We start from the raw sequence: 17,499 nt of genomic DNA on the forward strand, positions 1-17,499 counted from the left end.
GCGCAATTGCCATCGGGCCGCTGATGCTCGCTGCCGATCGCGGCCTTGCGGTCCTGTGCATCGCACTCTTTCTCGGCCTCACCACGTTGGCCGAACGTTATGGTGCGATGCGCGCTTCAGGCGTCGCCACCAGCGCCGTTATCGTGGGATTGGTGACGGCGCGGATCGGTTATGTAGTCGCACACTGGTCGAGTTATGGCGATGAGCCATTATCGATCCTGGCCTTCTGGCAAGGCGGCTTCTCCGCCACTGCGGGCATCCTCGGTGCCGCGGTGGTGTTGGTCGTGCGGCTCGGGCGATCACGTGCGCTGATCGGGGCTGGAGCCGCGCTTGCCGCTTCCGCAGGCCTCTGGTTCACCCTCATGGCGCTGGTCCCGGCCGTGACCTACGGCCCGTTCCCCTATGGCGTGACGCTCACGACGGCGGCGGGCAAGCCTGTCGCGCTCGAAAGCCTGCGCGGTCGGCCCTTCGTGGCCAATCTGTGGGCGACCTGGTGCGGCCCGTGCCGGCGCGAACTCCCGATGCTCGCACGCGCAGCGGCCCGTGAAGGCTCGGTGCCGATCCTGCTCGTGGACCAAGGCGAGGCGCCTGCGACCGTCGCCGCGTTCCTCGCCCGCGAGCGCGTGAATCCCCGGTACGTGGCGCTTGATCCCGATCGCCAACTCAGTCGCGCCTTCGAGACTGCCGGCTACCCCGCGACCGCTTTCGTGGCGGCTGACGGCACAATCGTCCAGCTCCAGCTCGGCGAGCTCTCCCGTGCCGCCCTGGAGGACGGCATCGACTTGGCAAGGAAACACCGATGAACCGCCGAACCCTCTGTTTGCGCGCTGCCCTCGCGGCACTCGCCCTCGCACTGCCGCTGTCGCCAGCGGGTGCGCAGCAACGTCCGGACCTTTCCCGCAAGGCGATCGTCGATGACCCGGTCGCGCCGAAGCTCACGCGCGCCGGATACGATGTCAGCATCGTCGAGTTCTTCGACTACAACTGCCCTTATTGCCGGCGCATGGATCCGGTGCTGTCGGCGCTCGTGAAGGCCGATGCCAAAGTGCGGTTGGTCTATCGAGACTGGCCGATCTTCGGGCCTGCCTCCCGCGAAGCGTCTCGGCTTGCCATCGCCAGCCAGTGGCAGGGCCGTCATGCCCCTTTCCACGCGGCACTGATGACCTCGTCGGGTAAGCTGGACAACGCCGGCATTCGCGCAGCGGCCACGCGCGCGAAAGTCGACTGGCCACGACTGCAACGCGACCTCAAGCTGCACGGTGCCGAAATCGACGCACTGCTGGCACGTACCGACGCGATCGCCAACGCGATCGGCATCAACGGGACCCCAGTCCTGATCGTGGGACCGCAGGTCGTATCCGGCGCGGTCGACGCCGCGGCCCTGCGCCGCTTGGTGACCGCTGCCCGCGCCAAGCCGGCAGGGAACTGAAGATGCCCGCGCCGCTCAGCCGACGTCAGGCGGTGCAGCTCGGCGCGGTGGTCGTCGGCGGTTGGGCAGTGGGGCAAGTATTCCGACGGGCAGCACCAATCGGCCGCGACGTAAGCCGGTCCGGAGCCGCCGCGGCAATCTTGAGTGGCAAGGGCTCGCCCACGAGTGGGCCTGCCGATGCGTCGCTGCAGCTCGCCGTCTTCACCGATTATCGCTGTCCCGCGTGTCGGCGCGCTTTTCCGGCTATGGAGGAGGCAGTGCGCGCAGACGGGCACGTACAGGTCATTTACAAGGACTGGCCGATCTTCGGCCCGCCTTCGGAGCGAGCGGCGAGCATTGCGCTCGCGAGTGCCGAACAGGGCATCTATCCAGCGGTCCACCGCCGGTTGATGACAGACAGCCGGATCATCGACGATGCCTTTCTTCAGGACGTCGTGACGGACGCGGGTGGAGACTGGACGCGAGCGACCGCGTTTCTGGCAGGTCATCGCGAACAGATCGCCGCGCGCTTGCGCGCCAATGGCCGGGAGGCCTGGGAGATCGGACTGGCAGGCACGCCGGGATTTCTCGCCGGACCGATGCTCGTGATCGGTGCCATCGACCAACAGGATTTTGCCCGACTGTTCGCCCGCGGGCGAACAGCGGCATGACGCGGAAAGGAAGACGATGATCGAATATTCTCACCAGGGCATGACCGTGGCGTCGTTGCACGACGAGCGGACAGGAAGCTTCCAATATGTCGTCGTTGATGAGGCAACGCGGGCTGCTGCCATCATCGATCCTGTCCTCGACTACGATCCGAAAGCCGGCGCCACATCGACCGCCAACGCCGACCGGCTGCTCGACTATATCCGGTCCCGCGATCTCAAGGTCGAATGGGTGCTCGACACGCATCCCCACGCAGACCATTTCTCGGCGGCACCGTATCTTTCCGAGCGGACTGGCGCTCCGACCGCGATCGGCGAGAAGGTCGTCGAGGTCCAGAAGCTGTGGCGGGACATCTATTGCCTGCCCGACCTGCCCATCGACGGCAGCCAGTGGAACCAGCTGTTCGCCGATGGCGAGCACTTTAACATCGGCAATCTGGAGGGAAGGGTGATGCTGTCTCCCGGCCATACGCTTGCCTCGATCACCTATGTCGTCGGCGACGCTGCGTTCGTGCACGACACGCTCATGGTTCCGGACAGCGGCACGAGCCGGGCAGATTTTCCGGGCGGCGACGCGACGGCGCTTTATCGTTCGGTCCGCGCGATCCTCGATCTGCCGTTGAAGACGGCGACCTATGTCGGTCACGACTATGGCAAGGATGGCCGCGAGGTCGTCGGCCGTTCGACGGTCGCCGAGCAGCGCCGCTCCAACATCCATGTGCACGATGGCATCGATGAGAACAAGTTTGTCGCAACCCGTTGCAAGCGCGACGCGTCCTTGCCGCTGCCCGACCTCATGCTCGCCGCGCTTCAGGTCAATATCCGAGGGGGACGACTTCCGGATGCTGAGCCCTGTGGGACAGCCTTCCTGAAGGTGCCGCTGAACCATTTCAAACCGCATGATGGCTGAGTTTGATGCGGGCACTGCACCGCACTTGCCGGCTCGGGTCTGAACGGTCGATCATAGCAACCATGCCCTGCTGCGCATGCCAAGGACAGGCTGTCGAGGTTACCCAGCGCCATCGTTCGCACGGTGTGAAGCACCGCCCGCCTTGCCTAACCTGTGTGAATGAAGCTGGAGAGATACGACGCTATTGGTGTTATCTTGGAACGCCATATGAAACAGTCTTGGACGCGATGGGGGGGCGCCCTGGGGTTCGCTTTGGGCGGCTTCTTCGACGGTATCCTGCTCCACCAGATCCTTCAGTGGCACCATCTTCTAAGTCTTGTTCCGGGTGTTAATTCGATTCGAGCGCAGGTCTTATGGGACGGCTACTTTCATGCGTTGATGTATGTGATTGCTCTTGTTGGCCTATGGGGGCTGTGGCGCGCTCGCGCCCAAGTGCAGGAACAATGGGGTCGAGCGCTAATCGGCGCATTGCTGATCGGATTCGGCTTGTGGCATTTAGTAGATAGCGTGCTTTCCCACTGGGTGCTCGGCATCCACAGGATCAAGCTCGACAGCCCTAACCCCCTAATGTGGGATCTGATCTGGTTTGTCGCCTTTAGCCTTATACCACTCGTTTCCGGCTGGCTGCTGCTTCGCAAACGCGCCGCTTCCGCAACGCGGATGGGGGCATCGACGATGGCGGTGCTTCTCGTTGGCCTTGTTACGATTGGGCTAGGTGCCTGGTCACTTCGGCCTTCTCCAGGACAGAAGTACACCACAGTGGTCTTTGCACCGGGCGTACGTCCAGCGGAGGCGATGAACGCAATCTTGGCAGCCGGTGCTCGATTAGCCTGGAGCGATCCGAAAATGGGCGTCGTGGTGGTCGAGGTCGATGCTGATAGGAGGATGAGCTTCTATCGACGCGGGGCGCTCCTAGTGGGCGGGTCCGGCCTGCCGAGCGGTTGCTTCAGCTGGAGCCGAGCATAACGAAGCGCTTGATGAGCCTCCTGATCGACACTCAACCCACATCTGCCGTCCCTTCCATGGGATTTGAGGGGCGGCTCCGGCGCCGTGACGTGAGAAGCACCTTTCCTGACGGTGCCACCGGACAATTCGGGCGCATGATGCTGAACCTGCTGCAGACGCGGTCGACCAGCATGAAGATCGCGAGATCGAGCGCGAAGTCGGGATCGGCCGCGACATGGACCGCGAGGATGTCACGGCGCTGGATCGCGAGCTCGTCGGTCAGCCGCTGCGAGAGAGCGACGGCTCGCGGGGCAGGCTCGCCCGCCTCGTCATCGGCATCGTCGGGCCCATTCTCGTCCTGCGGCGTCTGCTCCGCGTAGAGCGTCTGGTGCAGCCGCGGCGTGCCGTCGGGGCCGAGGACGAGGAAGGCGCCAATCTGGGGTCGAAGCGCCTCGTCGAGCACCGGCGGCTTGTCGGTGATCGCCTCGACCGCCTTCTCGATGATCTCGAGCTCTGTCTCGGCCTCCGCCCGGACTTGGTCGCTGCTCGCCTCGTCCTCCAGCAGCGCGATCTTGTCCGCTGCCTGAGCCTCAAGCGCCGCGATCTGCTCCTGCTCGCTCTCGGTCAGCGCCGCAGGCTCGAGTTCGACCCGCTCGAGACCCTCGGTCTGCTGCCAGTCGACATAGCGGTCGAGCGTCGGGCGGACCCAGGCATAGCCGGTCTCTGCCGCGAGCGTCGCGGCGGCCTCCTCCATCTTCTCATTAGCGAGCCGTTCGAGGATGGCGATGTCGAGCCAGCGGGTGGAGGTGTCGTCGGCGAAGAGATCGCGGTCGATGCGGCCGCCTGCTGCGAGGTAGGCGTCCTCGCCGACGAGCCGCGCTCGCGGATCGGCGGCGGAGACGGTCGCCTGCGTCATCATGCGCCGGATGCTATCCGGGTGCGCGCCGCCATAGCCGCGGCTCATCTGGTCGAAGACATGCGCCTGGCGCTCGCGGTCGGGCGTCGAGGCATAGGCCTTCGCAATGTCGAGGGTGATCTCGCCGTCGGCGAGTGCCTGGAACACCATCGGCGCGAGGCTCGCGAGCCGGAGGCGGCCTTCGACGAACCGCACGGTAACGCCGAACCGACGAGCCACGCCCTCCACGTCCGAGCCCTGTTCGATGAAGTGCTGGAAGGCGAGGCATTCGTCGGCCGGGTTCAGCGCCAGCTTCTGGAAGTTCTCGGCCAGGCTCGCCTCGGCAACCGCGCTGCCGAGATCGTCGAGCACGAGGCAGGGCACCGCGAAGTCGGCGGCGAGCTTGCCGTCGTTGGCGAGCGCCTTCAGCGCGGCATGGCGACGGCCACCTGCCTCGACGGCGAAGGTGCCGCGCGGCTTCTTGTTGGCGGTCACGATCAGGTTCTGGAGCAGGCCGCGCGCTTCGATGTCGGCGCGGAGCTGGGCGTCGGCGGCGGCATCGCTGCGGCGGCGGACATTGCGCTTGGAGGGCACGAGCTTGGCAAGCGGGATAGTCTGGATCATCGTCTTCACTCCTGGTGACGAGCCCGCGTGCGCTCACGCCGGCTCGCGCCATCCGACGCGTCCTCCTCTCTCAGTTGTTGGGCGGAGGGTGCCGGGTCAGGCGAGCAGGCGGCCGAGGCGCTCGTCGACCGACGCCGCGAAGGGGTTGATCACGACAGTGCCGCGCCAGGCAAAGCCGCTCGACATGTCCTCTGACAGGAGCAGCGCGCAGCCTGCCTCGGCGGCGGCGTTGAGGATCAGCGCGTCCCAAAGCTGCAGCTGGTGGGCGCTGGCGAGATCGAGCGCCGAGAGAAAGGCCGAGCTGTTGCTGTCGGCTGTCCCGAACGCTCGGGCCATGCGGAGCACCGTCTCGCGCGCCTCCTCGCGTGAGGCACCCGATCGGTTCAGGACAACGTAGAGCTCGCCCAGGACCTGGACCGGGGCGATGAGCGAGGCCCGCCCCCGTAGTTGACTCAGGAGCGTGCGGCTGGCGTCGATCTTTGCGGCATCGTCAGGATGGCGATCGACCCCGGCGATGTAGGCCAGGACGTTGGTGTCGAACGCGACACGGCTCACTCGTACAGATCCTCGCGTCGCCAGCCCTGGCAGCTGCGGCGGGGCAGGGCGGAGACGAAGTCGAGCAGAGCGTCGATCTCGGGGCCTTGCCGAGCGACATCGTCCACTGGCGTGACCTTGGCGACGGGGCGACCACGCGAGGTGACAACGAAGCTTTCGCCCTCCTGCACCTCTCGGAGCAGTTCGGAGAACCGCTGGTTCGCGTCGCTGGCGCTGATCGCCCGTTCCATCACCGATCCTTTCTAGTGGCTACGCCTAAATAGAGGATGAGCGTCCTCGTGTCGACTGCTCACTGGCCAGTGGACAGGCGCTCGACGATCTCCGCTGCCCTGGTCACAGGGACGAACAACCGCGTCTGATAGCGGATGATCTCGGTGAAGCAGCCGAGGGCCTTCAGCTCGCCTAGACGCGCGGGATCGAAGCCGGCGAGCTCGAGGCGGCGCTCACCGCCCACCAGCGAGCGCTTCAACTGGACCGACGGCAAATCGGGAATGGCACAGGACCGCCCAGTCTCCAGCACTCCCGACACCAGGGCAGGAACCGGAACGGCGTGGTCGAGGTCGAGACCGAACCGGCGACCCAGCTCAGAGACGGCGGCCGCGGGAACGGGCCTGCCGAGGAGCGAGCGGCCCTTCTCGTCGACGACCCGCAGCACCTGGACGTGGTCGTCCGGCAGGGCATCCCAGATCGGCAGGAGCAGTCCGGTCGCGAGGTGCATCGTCTCGGTGTGGGGCGATGCCGTCGCCTCCTCGACCTCAGCATTCCATGCTGCGGCGAAGGCCGTGCTGTCGGTGAGCCGCCAGTGTGTCTCGTCGAACTGGCCATGGCCGATATGCTCGCGGCGGAGAGGCCGGACCAGCTCGTAGCGGCGGAGCGGCAGTCCCTCTTCGGTAAGAAGGCTCCGGGCATGCAGGCGTACCGCCGCGCGGCCCGAGCGATCGTTGATGAGGAGGCAAGCGCCCTCACGCTCAGCGAGCCGCAGCGCCGGCTCCAGGCGGAGCGGCCGGGGCCGCCGTTCGAGATCGAGGGTGAGGAGATGGCTCGTCGCGCCGCTCGACAGATCGGTCCGGAGGATACGGTCATCGCTGACGGTCAGTGTCTCGACCATGAGCGTCTCGACGCCGACGTCGAGCGTACCCGCTTCGCGCGCCGCGGCGACCCGTGCCTCGACCAGCCCGAGATATTCCTCGAAGATGGCATTCTGGAGCGCGATCGAAAAGGCGAGGAGTCGGTTGAGCCAGCGCTGGATCGGCGGCAGGTCGTCGCGCAAGCCGCCGCCTTCGGCTTCTAGCGCGAGCCCGGATCGATCCTGGAAGTCCCCGCAGGTGATCGACCGGAGCTTGCCGGCGAACAGCAACCGGTACCAGCTCGTGAGGGCGTCCTTGGCATAGTCGCTTTCGAGGTTGTCGGCTGGGTTGAAGAGGTTCTGGCCGCCGGTCTGCCGTTGCCCCCGGGTCAGCGCGCCGAGCGCATCGAGCCGCCGCGCGATGGTCGAGATGAACCGACGTTCGCCGCGCACGTCGGTGGTGACCGGCCGGAACAAGGGGGCGGACGCCTGCGCGCTCCGATGCGTCCGCCCGAGCCCCTGAATGGCCGCATCGGCGCGCCAGCCTGGCTCGAGCAGATAGTGGACGCGCCGCGCCTGGTTCCTGGCCTTCAGGCACGCATGATAGCTCCGGCCGGTGCCGCCGGCATCGCTGAAGACGAGCAGCTTCTTGGTGCCGTCCATGAAGGCCTGCGCTTCAGCGAGGTTGCTGCGCGGCGATCGACGTTCGAGCCGCTGCTGGCCAGCGCGGTCGAGCACGAGCCGGCGGGTGCGGCCGGTCACCTCGGCGACACGGTCGGTGCCGAACCGCTCGAGAATGGCGTCGAGAGCGGTGGCGACCGGCGGCAGCGCACAGAGCTGCTCGACCATGCTGTCGCGTGCCTCGATCGCTGCCCGGCAGTGAACGGGATAGCCTCGGTCATCGACCATAGGCTCGGAGCGGACGTTGCCGTCAGGATCGGTGAAGACCCGCATCTGCCGGGTTGGGAAAGCGCGGACCAGATAGTCGACCACGTACTCGCGCGGAGAGAGGTCGATCTCGAGCGTCTCGCGTTCGGCTGGATCGAGGTCGGCGAGCCGGCGGTCGAGCATGGCTTCGGACGTCGAGACGAGCTGCACAACGACTGCATTCCCGTGCTCCAGATCGGTTGCGATCGCCGGCAGGAGGCTCGGCAGCTTGGCCGAGAGCAGCAGCTGGGCGAAGAAGCGCTGCTTGACGCTCTCGAAGCGGGAGAGCGCGGCCGACTTGGCATTGGCGTTGAGGGTCGAGCCCGACGCGCTGTCGACCACCCGGGTGGCTTCGAGCGCTGCGCTGAGATTGCGATGGATGATCGCCCAGGCCTCGGCGTAGGCGTCGTAGACGCGGATCTGCTCGGGGGTGAGCGCATGCTCGAGCAGATCATATTCGACGCCGGCGAAGGAAAGCGCCCGCGCGGTGTAGAGGCCGAGTGCCTTCAGGTCGCGCGCGACGAGTTCCATCGCCGCGATGCCGCCGGCGCGGACGCCGGTGATGAACGCCTCGCGGGTCGCGAACGCCGTTCCGGGCCCCCACAGGCCGAGCCGGCTGGCATAGCTCAGGTTGGCGACATCCGACGCACCGGTCGCCGAGACATAGAGGACGCGGGCGCGGGGCAGGCGGTTCTGGAGCCGCAGGCCTGCCAGGCCCTGTTCCGAGCCCTTTATGCGTCCGCGCGAACCCTCGCCGCCGGCGGCGTTGGCGAGCGCGTGCGCCTCGTCGAACGCGACCACGCCCTCGAAGCCTTCAGCTGCCCAGTCGAGGATCTGCTGGAGCCGGGTGACCTCTTCTCGTCCCGAGCGGAGCGTCGGATAGGTGACGAAGAGAATGCCTTGATCGAGCGTAATGGGCGTGCCGAGCTTCCACTGCGACAGCGGCTGCACGTCGAGGCTCATGCCGCCGAGCGCGCTCCAGTCGCGCCGCGCGTCCTCGAGCAGCGCCTCGTTCTTGCTGAGCCAGATGTGCCGCTTGCGCCCGCGTGCCCATTGATCGCGGATGATGCCGGCAATCTGCCGTCCCTTGCCCGCGCCGGTGCCGTCGCCGAGGAAGAAGCCCTGTCGGTAGACGGTCCCGTCCTCCGCTATCTTGAGTTCGGTGCCGGCCTCGTCCGCGACGAAGTGGCCGGGCAGGTCGCGCTCAAAGGCACCGCCGGCATAGACCAGCGTCTCGAGCTGCGCGGCTGAGAGCAGGGCTTGGCGCGAGATGCTGGACGGCAGGTGAGGCTGGTAGCTCGGCTTGGGGGCTGCGATCGACCCCATGGCGAGCGACTCGACGAGTGGGGTGGGATGTTCTGCGGCCCCGGGCAGTGTCAGGCGGCTCGGGCGCCATGCCATGTAGATGCCGGCCGGCTCGCCTTCTGGTGCGGGGTCATCGAGGGTCACCACCTCGATCGGTTGCTCACCGTCGGGCTCGACTGCGCCCGGCTGTGGGCGCGGCGTCGGAGTTTGTGACTGGCGGCGGAACAGAGACAGCCGTGTCCGAGGCGTGGGTGGCGTAGGATCGCTCGGATGCGCGCGAGCAGGCAGGTGTTGGACAGCATCCAGCAACGCTGGGAGGCCGGTCGTCTCCAGCTCGGCTGGGCCCTCATCAGCGGGCGGAAGCTTGTCGAGCACGAGCAGGCGGACGGCGATGCCGGTTCCGTGCTTCACGTACAGGCCGCGGGGCAGGACCGCGTCGAGACGGATGGTCGCCTCCGATCCAAGCCTCTGGCTGTCGAACCAGGTCGGCATGATCGCAACCGCACGTCCGCCGCATTTGAGGCGGCGGAGGCTGGCTTGGAGGTGCCGAGCGGCCGCATGCCGGTCGACCGGGCGGCCAATGGAGCGCGCAAAGGGAGGGTTGATCAGGAGAATGTCGGCTTGGACGTCTACCGGCAGCAGATCGTCGACGAGTTCGCCATCGTGATCGCTGATCCGCGCCTGTGGAAAGGCCAGTTCGAGGCAGTGTCGGCGACGGGGATCGATCTCGTTCAGCACGAGGGTGGCCCCGAGCTTCGCCGCGGGCCAGACGAGCAATCCGGTGCCGGCGGAGGGTTCGAGCACGGTGTCGGACGGGCGGAGTTGTGCCGCCACGCTCATAATCCAGGAGATCGGGGCAGGCGTGGAGAATTGCTGGAATGCGAGCTGGTCTTCGGTGCGCACCGTCTGCGTCGGCAGCCGCCGGCCCAGATCGATCAGAGCTTCCAGCGCGGCCGAAGGGATGGAGATGTCCATGCCCGCACCGGCTGACCCCGCCCAGAGCACTTGCGCGAGTTCGAGCGCATCGTAGGCGTGGCGCATCGACCAGCCGCCATCGGCGGCGGAGCGGCCTGTCGTGGAGGCGAGCAGGTCCCGCAGCAGGCGCGCATCGATAACCTCGCCGGCCTGGAGAAAGTGCCGAAGGCGGAGGGCGACGAGGAGAACGGGATCGGCAGGAGCTTCAAGGCGAAGCGCGGCAGCAGTCATGGCAGATACTCCGGCCCGGCCGGCTCCAGCGCCGGCGTCGGGGCACGAAGTGTCCGATCTCCTCTCCTCTATCGGCCGATCGTCATCCTGCCCCGCGCGCGTGCGCGCAGAACATCGTTCCAATCCGCACCGGCCTCGGCCGGGTAGCGGGCTTCGATCCGCCGATCGGCGAAACGCTCGCGCGCCATCGCTTCGGCCTGGTGCCCGGCGGCATCATGGTCGAGGAACAGCACGATCTCGGCGACAGAGGCGGGGAGGGCGATCCGCTTGAAGCGCTCGGCCCCGAGCGTCGCCCAGCAGGGCACGCCAAAGAGCTGAGTGGCGGAGAGGGCGGTCTCGATACCTTCCGCGAGCCCAAGCCGGTCGCTGACGGGATGAAGGCGGACGAGACCGGTGCCGAGTGGCCCCAGCGCGGCACGTGCGGGCTGACGTAAGGAGAGGGTTCTTCCATCCGGGCTGAGGAATGTGCGGTGCACGGCAACGAGCCCGGTCTCGTCAATTACAGCCGCGATCATCGCCGGCAGAAACTGCGTGAGCGGCCGCCGCCCTTGTGGCGTCTGCGGGTGGAAGCGGAGTGCCGCAGTCCCGGCAAGACCGCGTCCCGTCAAGTATCGCGCTGCAAGACTATCACGGAGAGGACGCGCCTCGGACCAGAGCCGCTCCACCGCCGGTCGACGCGTGTCGATCGGCTCGCCTGCGGCAAAGGTTACCCGCGCGCCGCCTGGAAGGCGAAGCGCCGCGATGGCGTCGAGCACATCGCGTGTCTCGCAGCCGGCGAAGCAATGGAACAGCAGTCGTCTGCGACCCGGGCGGACGCTGAGCGATGGCGTCGTGTCGGCATGCGCCGGACACCGGCACATGCCGCCCCGGGCTGTCCAGTGTCCGCCGAGTGCCTCGACGATGGCGCGGCCAATGTCGGCGCCGCTGGCGAGGTGGGGATCGTGAAAGGTCATAGGAGTCTCGCTGTCTGTGACGCGCCCCGCGCCGCCGCCTCCGCTCCCCTGGGCTTGGCGCTTTCCTACAGCATAATGTTCGCACTATGTTCCAATTCGAGGAAGAGGGAAATGCATGATGCGAGGCGATGATGATCCGAACCTTCTTTCCCGCCACGGCAGCGCTGCTGGCCTGGGCCTCACCCGCGCTTGCGCAGCAAGCCGACGCGGAGCCGAGTTCGATAGAGGCGGACGATGCTCCAGCTGCGGCTTTCGAGCTGATCGAGCACCGGGTCGCGGCAACACCACACGCGTCCTCGGCCGCGGCCGCTGATACCCCGGTCATGACCGTCGCTGCGGCAAGGCACGAGCGGCCTAAGGGACGCGAGCGGTTTCTCGCCTTCATCCGTGCCGCTGAGCTTCGCCACGCGCTGCCGAACGGTTTGCTCGATGCACTGATCGCGGTGGAATCAGCCTACCAGCCTGGCGTGGTCAGTCGCGCCGGGGCCATGGGTTTGGCGCAGCTGATGCCCGCGACGGCGCGGGCGCTGGGTGTCCTCGATCCATTCGACGCGCGCATGAACGTCGATGGTGGGGCTCGCTTCTTGAGAGCAATGCTCGACAAGTTCGGCTCGGTGACACTGGCCTTGGCCGCCTACAATGCCGGGCCGGCGGCGGTCATGCGGGCGCGTGGTATTCCCGCCAATAGCGAGACCCCGACCTACGTGCGCAAGGTCCTGTCAGCTTGGCGTCTGGGGAGCTTCTAAGATGCGCCATATCCTCGAGCGCCCCGGCTCACGCCCCGTTTTGCAGCAGCCAAGCATGGACATGCGCGTGAACGCGCCGACGTGGCCGGCGGCCGGCCCGGAGGTCGAAGACGAAGCGCGGATCGTGGACGACGAGGCGGCCGAACCGCGTGGGGCTAAGACCCATCCGTGTCAGGAAGATTTCGATCCTCGGCAGCAGATCCCCGTCCATGCGTCACGACTCGCTTTACTTCGTTCCTTTTATGTTCCATACCGCGCAACCGGTGCTGTAGGAAATCCCCTATGATGCTCGCCACGATCGAACACCCACGCGAAGCGCTCCAGCGGCTCATCGATGAGCGCAAGGAGGAGTATGCCGCGCTGTCGCGCATGCTTGGCCGCAACCCGGCCTACATTCAGCAGTTCATCAAGCGGGGGACGCCCAAGCGCCTCGACGAGAAGGATCGTCGTCTTCTCGCCAGTTACTTTGGCGTGAAGGAAACGGTCCTCGGTGGCCCCCAGGAATGGGAGAAGCCGACGCTGCAGCAGGTGCCGGTGCTCGACGTCTACGCATCCGCCGGCTACGGCGCCGCCGATTTTGGCGAGGCGCGCCGGACGTCGATCGGCTTTGATCCGCGCTGGCTGCGCGAGCGTACCAAGGGCTCGGCGGACGGTCTGTCGATCATCCAGGTGAAGGGCGACTCAATGGCGCCGACGCTCGCCGATGGCGACGACGTGCTGGTCGATCGCAAGGATGGCGTGAGCCGGTTGCGCGACGGAATCTACGTCCTGCGGCTCGATGACAGCCTGATGGTCAAGCGGCTGGCGCGGCAGCCCTCGGGACGCGGCATCTCGATCAAGAGCGACAACCCCGATTATCCGAGCTGGCAGGACATCAACCCCAGCCGCATCGACATCGTGGGGCGGGTGCTATGGTTCGGCCGGACGCTGAGCTGAGCGACCCCGCCCGATCACAGGTGCAAGCATGAAGCAATTGAGCCTGCACGTCGTCGGCGCGAACCATCCCAATGCGGACGGCGGCAACAGACGGTTTGAGATCCTGCTGTGCGTGCCCGGCGACCCGGTCGACTTGGTCCCTGAGCCTAAGAACCCGGCGGACCCGAACGCGATCGCGGTGTTCAGCAGCCGCAACGTCCAGATCGGCTATCTGACCGCCGATCGTGCTCCCTGGATTGGTGGCATGCTGCGCAACGGCCGCCCGATCGAGGTGATCTTCCAGGCTGCCACGCCAGCTGGCGCCGCCGTTCGCATCGCGTTCGACGGCGATCATCCCGTTCTGCCGCCGCCTCATGCGATTGGTGCCACACCGCCAGATCCGGCCACGGTCGAGCTCTGGCCAGACGAGATCTACCCTGATGGCTGACCCTGCTTCCCTCGCCGTTGAAGGCCAGCACAAGCTGGGGAACGGCGCTCCAACCGACCCGGCGGTACAACCTATCCTCGAGGAGGCGTGGGCGATCGCGATCGATCTCCGCCGGGATCTCGGCTTGTCCGAGGCAATTGGCTGGGCGGACGCCTATCTAGAAGAGGTACGGAAGAAGGAAAGCTCGACCGCCGCTGCGCGCTGGGTTGTCGTGATCAGTGCCCTGGCCGAGTTGGCTCAATCAAGCGTGCATTGATGAAGCTCAGCGGCATGGCTCGGCAGGTTCGGCTAGCTTGGCTAGGCTCGTCAGCATTGGCACGATCAGATCTGAGCTACCGTCCTACTCCGTAGCTCGTTCGGGTATACCCAAGAACGCCGGGCAGGAGTGATGAGTAGGTGGCAGGCAGCGGAGTGAAGGTAGCGCGCGTCTACCTGCGGGTTAGCACGGACGATCAGGACCTGACGCGGCAGGAGAACATCGTGGCCGGCGCCAAGGCGGCCGGCTTCTACGTCGCGGCGGTGTACCGGGAGAAGGCGTCGGGCGCGCGGCCGGACCGACCGGAGCTCCTGCGCATGGTGGCGGACCTGCAGCCGGGCGAGGTGGTGGTGGCCGAGAAGATCGATCGGATCAGCCGCCTGCCGCTGCCGGAGGCGGAGCTGCTGGTGGAGACGATCCGAGGCAGGGGGGCGCGCCTCGCAGTGCCGGGGATCGTGGACCTGTCCGACCTGGTGGCAGACAGCGCGGGCGTGGCGCGCATCGTGCTGGAGGCGGTGCAGGACATGCTGCTGCGGGTGGCGCTGCAGACGGCGCGCGACGACTACGACACGCGGCGCGAGCGGCAGCGCGAGGGCATCGAAGTTGCGAAGAGGGCGGGGCGTTACACCGGCCGCAAGCCGGATATCGCCCACCATCGACGCATCGTAAGTTTGAGGGAGGCGGGCATGAGCATCGCGAAAACTGCGGAGCTCGCCGGATGCAGCATCGCTCATGTCAAGCGCGTGACCGCACTCCACCGCTCGAGGGCGATTAAGCCCGAGCAGGGCGGCTGAGTTTTGTACGTGTTCCACCTGCCGATCATGCTGGTTTAGATTGCATCGCTCATCGGGCATCGCGCTAGGCTGCGGAGCGTGATGCCGGCCGTCACCGCGGGACATCTCCGCATAGCCAAGCCCATCCTCCGGTTCTGACACAGAATTTCGACACCTGTACGGCGTTGAGAACGCTGCCGGAGGTGGCCGGTGTCACAACCGGACGGGCCTGTTGAAAAATGCCGGACATGCTGGGTTGCTCCTTCGTTTCATGGCTGCCGAAAGGAGCGTCGCTATGATGGGACCAGCCTGTCGCGGTAAGCGGGACGGGGCGTCCCGCCGCACCATAGAAGCCATGTTGCCCACAGACCACCTGCTGCGTCGCGTCGATCGATGTCTCGACATCGGCGAGTTGAGACAGGCACTGGCCGGTCACTACAGCGCAAGGGGACGGCCATCGATCGATCCCGAACTCCTCATCCGCATGGCCTTGGTCGGCCGCATTTACGCGATCACGTCCGAACGGCGCCTGTGTGAGGAGCTGCGCTACAATCTGGCCTATCGCTGGTTCTGCCGTCTCGCGCCGGGAGACAAGGTTCCGCACCACTCGACGTTCAGCAAGAACCGGCACGGTCGTTTCCGCGATGCCGACGTGTTCCGGATCCTGTTCGAAAGCACGGTCCGACGCTGCATCAGTGAAGGACTGATTGGCGGAAAAGACGCCGCGATCGATGCATCGTTCATAGCGGCTGATGCGAGCTGGCAGCGCAAGACCGTTCCTGGCTACCTGCCGTATGTCGCCAACGCGTCGCGCGCGGTTAGGGAGTGGGTGCACGACACAAGAGATGCCGTCTTTGAAATGGCGCGCTCGAAAAGCTGCCAAGGCGTCTCTCGAACGGATCCTGCCGCGGCTTGGTCGGCGCGAACGGTGCGTGGCCGGTTCGGCTACGCCCTGAATGCGCTGGTCGACACCCCGAGTGGCGTCGCTCTCGATGTGAAGGCGACACCGGCTCGGTTCGCGGAGGAAGTTGATGCGGGGCGCGTCATGCTCGAGCGATCGGCCGATCGCTTTGATTATCGTCCCAAGCGGGTTGCGGCCGACAAAGCCTATGGCAGCGCCAACTTCCTCGGCTTCGTAAGGGATCACGGCGCAATCCCGCACATTCCGGTAATCGACCGTACGCAACAGACCAAGGGCAAGCTGCCGCGGACGGCCTTCAGCTATGATCGTGACATTGACAGCTTTACCTGTCCGACCGGAAAGCCGCTCCGACATCATGCCTTCCATCTGCCCACCGGCGTACACCGTTATGCAGCCGATGCGCGTGACTGCGAGGCGTGCGTGCTTCGGAAGAAATGCACGACGGCGCGGCGTCGTACCCTGGTTCGGCTGGACGATGAGGACGTCCGCGATCTTGCCAGAGCCGAAGTGGAAACCGGGCTCTACAAGCGGTCTATGCGGTTGCGGCGCGGGGTTGAACGGTTCTTCGCTGACGCCAAGGGTAAGCGTGGCATGAGGCGGCTTCACCTGCGCGGTATCCGCGGAGCGGAAGAGGAGTTCCTGATCGGCGCGGCGGTGATGAACCTGATGATCCTTGCGCGATCGAACCGACTGAACGGCAAGCCGCGTCGGGGGGTGTGCGTCCCCGCGGCCCTGACTCCGGCTGAAATCTCGGCCCGGTCGATTGAACACGACGTGATCGCCTCCCCTGCTCGACGATATGCCTGATCGCTGAGGCGCGGCGTGATTCATCACGCGGCTTGCAGCCGTTCTTTGCGATACGGCACACCGTCGAGCAGCGCCTGGCCCGGCGCCTTGGGCGTGCCGTCGCCATTCACGTACATATAGAGTGTCGTGGTCGTCATCCCGAGACGGCGCGCGACATCGGCTGCGATCGCGTTGCGGTCGGACATGGCGGCCATTGCCATCGCCAGCGTGGCCTTATCCATCTTGCGAGGCCGACCGCCCATCCGGCCCCGTGCACGTGCAGCAGCAAGCCCCGCCTGCGTGCGTTCAGCAATAAGCTCACGTTCGAACTCGGCGAAAGCCGCGAAGATGCCGAAGGCAAGCCGGCCGTTAGCTGTCGTGGTGTCGATCTGCGCGCCGGCGCCCGCCAGCACCTTCAGCCCGATGCCGCGTTCGCGTAGCGCCTCGGCCGTGACTACCAGATGGCGGAGGTCGCGCCCAAGACGATCCAGCTTCCAGAGGACCAGTGTGTTGCCGGGCTGCAGTGCCTTCAGGCACGCGGTCAGGCCAGGTCGCGAGTCATGCCGCCCCGACGCGAGGTCTTCATAAATTCGCGAGGGATCGACGCCAGCAGCGAGCAACGCATCGCGCTGGGGTGCCAGCGTCTGCGACCCGTCAGCCTTGGACACCCTCACATATCCGATGAGCATCGTTACCCTGCCAGAAAAGTCATCCGGTACCCTGCAATGTGCCGGTGGTTTCCGCAACGGGTTTTCCGATCTTCGGAATGCGCTGAGGAGGCAAAATCCTCGACCGCCAGAAAACCGGTCGTTTTTCTGGCGGTTCGGGCTCTTCATTTTCCATGCCCGATGATCACATTTGAGAAAGAGCAATCGGGAACACATTTGGGTAAACCAAGCCGAGGACGATGGCGGCGCCGGTAGTGGCTTATTGCCTTGCCCCCGAACTTTCTCAATCGGGGAAGCCAAAGGTGGAGGGAAATATTGCCAGCACTTGGCGGTTCCGCGCGTTCATTTGCAATGGAGGATGCCATGACCATGAAGAATAAGGACGTGCCGACTACCGAGGAAACGGCGGAGATGGCCGAACTGGAAGAAATCATCCGCGAAAAAGACAAAAAAGCAAAGCTCACCAAGCCGGCAGGATCAGAAAATCAGAGCAACGATTGACATCAATTCCACTAGCGCGCCA

The 17,499-nt window shown here is 65.9% G+C and carries 18 protein-coding genes; 12 read left to right on the top strand and 6 right to left on the bottom strand.

Annotation, left to right across the window (positions count from 1 at the left end):
* Positions 1 to 23: 23 nt before the first annotated feature.
* The 5 genes from VPH46_RS09740 (at position 24) to VPH46_RS09760 (ending at position 3,952) form a co-directional block, all read left to right on the top strand.
* Positions 24 to 803, top strand: coding sequence for a prolipoprotein diacylglyceryl transferase family protein (locus tag VPH46_RS09740; protein ID WP_416610815.1), 780 nt, complete (start codon positions 24 to 26; stop codon positions 801 to 803).
* On the top strand, positions 800 to 1,429 hold the full coding sequence (locus VPH46_RS09745) for a DsbA family protein (RefSeq protein ID WP_416610817.1): 630 nt from the start codon (positions 800 to 802) through the stop codon (positions 1,427 to 1,429). Before VPH46_RS09740 ends, VPH46_RS09745 begins: the two co-directional genes overlap by 4 nt.
* Positions 1,430 to 1,431: 2 nt before the next feature.
* Entirely contained in the window at positions 1,432 to 2,079 is a 648-nt protein-coding gene (locus tag VPH46_RS09750) for a DsbA family protein (protein WP_416610819.1), read from the top strand.
* A gap of 16 nt (positions 2,080 to 2,095) precedes the next feature.
* Positions 2,096 to 2,986, top strand: a complete 891-nt coding sequence (locus tag VPH46_RS09755) for an MBL fold metallo-hydrolase (RefSeq protein ID WP_416610821.1) — start codon at positions 2,096 to 2,098, stop codon at positions 2,984 to 2,986.
* Positions 2,987 to 3,145: 159 nt separating this feature from the next.
* Positions 3,146 to 3,952, top strand: a complete 807-nt coding sequence (locus tag VPH46_RS09760) for a DUF2243 domain-containing protein (protein WP_416610823.1) — start codon at positions 3,146 to 3,148, stop codon at positions 3,950 to 3,952.
* Between the two features lie 31 nt (positions 3,953 to 3,983).
* Here the strand turns inward: VPH46_RS09760 and VPH46_RS09765 are convergent, their stop codons facing one another.
* The 5 genes from VPH46_RS09765 to VPH46_RS09785 form a co-directional block, all read right to left on the bottom strand.
* Complete coding sequence (locus tag VPH46_RS09765) at positions 3,984 to 5,450, bottom strand: ParB/RepB/Spo0J family partition protein (protein ID WP_416610825.1); 1,467 nt, start codon at positions 5,448 to 5,450, stop codon at positions 3,984 to 3,986.
* A gap of 96 nt (positions 5,451 to 5,546) precedes the next feature.
* Complete coding sequence (locus VPH46_RS09770) at positions 5,547 to 6,005, bottom strand: PIN domain-containing protein (protein WP_416610827.1); 459 nt, start codon at positions 6,003 to 6,005, stop codon at positions 5,547 to 5,549.
* Positions 6,002 to 6,235 (bottom strand): type II toxin-antitoxin system Phd/YefM family antitoxin, encoded by a 234-nt coding sequence (locus tag VPH46_RS09775; RefSeq protein WP_416610829.1) that lies wholly within the window; start codon positions 6,233 to 6,235, stop codon positions 6,002 to 6,004. The genes VPH46_RS09770 and VPH46_RS09775 overlap by 4 nt, the downstream gene beginning before the upstream one ends.
* 59 nt (positions 6,236 to 6,294) lie before the next feature.
* On the bottom strand, positions 6,295 to 10,509 hold the full coding sequence (locus VPH46_RS09780; protein ID WP_416610831.1) for a strawberry notch-like NTP hydrolase domain-containing protein: 4,215 nt from the start codon (positions 10,507 to 10,509) through the stop codon (positions 6,295 to 6,297).
* A gap of 68 nt (positions 10,510 to 10,577) precedes the next feature.
* On the bottom strand, positions 10,578 to 11,462 hold the full coding sequence (locus VPH46_RS09785; protein ID WP_239436653.1) for a DUF7146 domain-containing protein: 885 nt from the start codon (positions 11,460 to 11,462) through the stop codon (positions 10,578 to 10,580).
* A 131-nt stretch (positions 11,463 to 11,593) separates the two neighbouring features.
* Here VPH46_RS09785 and VPH46_RS09790 point away from each other — a divergent pair, with 131 nt between their 5' ends.
* From VPH46_RS09790 to VPH46_RS09815, 6 genes are all read left to right on the top strand, one after another.
* The gene (locus VPH46_RS09790; RefSeq protein ID WP_416610833.1) at positions 11,594 to 12,208 is read left to right on the top strand and encodes a lytic transglycosylase domain-containing protein; all 615 of its coding nucleotides are present in this window, start codon (positions 11,594 to 11,596) and stop codon (positions 12,206 to 12,208) included.
* A gap of 297 nt (positions 12,209 to 12,505) precedes the next feature.
* Positions 12,506 to 13,144, top strand: a complete 639-nt coding sequence (locus VPH46_RS09795; RefSeq protein WP_239436665.1) for a S24 family peptidase — start codon at positions 12,506 to 12,508, stop codon at positions 13,142 to 13,144.
* 28 nt (positions 13,145 to 13,172) lie between these two features.
* A complete protein-coding gene (locus VPH46_RS09800; RefSeq protein ID WP_239436655.1) occupies positions 13,173 to 13,571 on the top strand; it encodes an HIRAN domain-containing protein in 399 nt (132 codons plus the stop codon).
* Positions 13,564 to 13,827, top strand: coding sequence for a hypothetical protein (locus tag VPH46_RS09805; protein ID WP_239436656.1), 264 nt, complete (start codon positions 13,564 to 13,566; stop codon positions 13,825 to 13,827). The genes VPH46_RS09800 and VPH46_RS09805 overlap by 8 nt, the downstream gene beginning before the upstream one ends.
* A gap of 155 nt (positions 13,828 to 13,982) precedes the next feature.
* Positions 13,983 to 14,621, top strand: a complete 639-nt coding sequence (locus VPH46_RS09810; protein WP_017980769.1) for a recombinase family protein — start codon at positions 13,983 to 13,985, stop codon at positions 14,619 to 14,621.
* A gap of 274 nt (positions 14,622 to 14,895) precedes the next feature.
* Complete coding sequence (locus VPH46_RS09815; RefSeq protein ID WP_247650876.1) at positions 14,896 to 16,329, top strand: transposase; 1,434 nt, start codon at positions 14,896 to 14,898, stop codon at positions 16,327 to 16,329.
* 23 nt (positions 16,330 to 16,352) lie between these two features.
* On the opposite strand, the gene VPH46_RS09820 is transcribed toward VPH46_RS09815, so the two are convergent.
* On the bottom strand, positions 16,353 to 16,997 hold the full coding sequence (locus VPH46_RS09820) for a recombinase family protein (protein WP_168847133.1): 645 nt from the start codon (positions 16,995 to 16,997) through the stop codon (positions 16,353 to 16,355).
* Between the two features lie 342 nt (positions 16,998 to 17,339).
* Here VPH46_RS09820 and VPH46_RS09825 point away from each other — a divergent pair, with 342 nt between their 5' ends.
* On the top strand, positions 17,340 to 17,477 hold the full coding sequence (locus tag VPH46_RS09825) for a hypothetical protein (RefSeq protein ID WP_168847127.1): 138 nt from the start codon (positions 17,340 to 17,342) through the stop codon (positions 17,475 to 17,477).
* Positions 17,478 to 17,499 lie beyond the last annotated feature (22 nt).

This window comes from Sphingomonas sp. MJ1 (PH-R8), from assembly GCF_048058635.1.
Taxonomy (GTDB): Bacteria; Pseudomonadota; Alphaproteobacteria; order Sphingomonadales; family Sphingomonadaceae; genus Sphingomonas.

Bases quoted from the DNA above. Each gene is read 5' to 3' on its own strand.
- VPH46_RS09775 (WP_416610829.1), bottom strand. From the start codon at position 6,235: ATGGAACGGGCGATCAGCGCCAGCGACGCGAACCAGCGGTTCTCCGAA.
- VPH46_RS09805 (WP_239436656.1), top strand. From the start codon at position 13,564: ATGGCTGACCCTGCTTCCCTCGCCGTTGAAGGCCAGCACAAGCTGGGG.
- VPH46_RS09750 (WP_416610819.1), top strand. From the start codon at position 1,432: ATGCCCGCGCCGCTCAGCCGACGTCAGGCGGTGCAGCTCGGCGCGGTG.
- VPH46_RS09755 (WP_416610821.1), top strand. From the start codon at position 2,096: ATGATCGAATATTCTCACCAGGGCATGACCGTGGCGTCGTTGCACGAC.
- VPH46_RS09790 (WP_416610833.1), top strand. From the start codon at position 11,594: ATGATCCGAACCTTCTTTCCCGCCACGGCAGCGCTGCTGGCCTGGGCC.
- VPH46_RS09780 (WP_416610831.1), bottom strand. From the start codon at position 10,509: ATGACTGCTGCCGCGCTTCGCCTTGAAGCTCCTGCCGATCCCGTTCTC.
- VPH46_RS09825 (WP_168847127.1), top strand. From the start codon at position 17,340: ATGACCATGAAGAATAAGGACGTGCCGACTACCGAGGAAACGGCGGAG.
- VPH46_RS09765 (WP_416610825.1), bottom strand. From the start codon at position 5,450: ATGATCCAGACTATCCCGCTTGCCAAGCTCGTGCCCTCCAAGCGCAAT.
- VPH46_RS09785 (WP_239436653.1), bottom strand. From the start codon at position 11,462: ATGACCTTTCACGATCCCCACCTCGCCAGCGGCGCCGACATTGGCCGC.
- VPH46_RS09740 (WP_416610815.1), top strand. From the start codon at position 24: ATGCTCGCTGCCGATCGCGGCCTTGCGGTCCTGTGCATCGCACTCTTT.
- VPH46_RS09745 (WP_416610817.1), top strand. From the start codon at position 800: ATGAACCGCCGAACCCTCTGTTTGCGCGCTGCCCTCGCGGCACTCGCC.
- VPH46_RS09760 (WP_416610823.1), top strand. From the start codon at position 3,146: ATGAAGCTGGAGAGATACGACGCTATTGGTGTTATCTTGGAACGCCAT.
- VPH46_RS09820 (WP_168847133.1), bottom strand. From the start codon at position 16,997: ATGCTCATCGGATATGTGAGGGTGTCCAAGGCTGACGGGTCGCAGACG.
- VPH46_RS09815 (WP_247650876.1), top strand. From the start codon at position 14,896: ATGATGGGACCAGCCTGTCGCGGTAAGCGGGACGGGGCGTCCCGCCGC.
- VPH46_RS09800 (WP_239436655.1), top strand. From the start codon at position 13,173: ATGAAGCAATTGAGCCTGCACGTCGTCGGCGCGAACCATCCCAATGCG.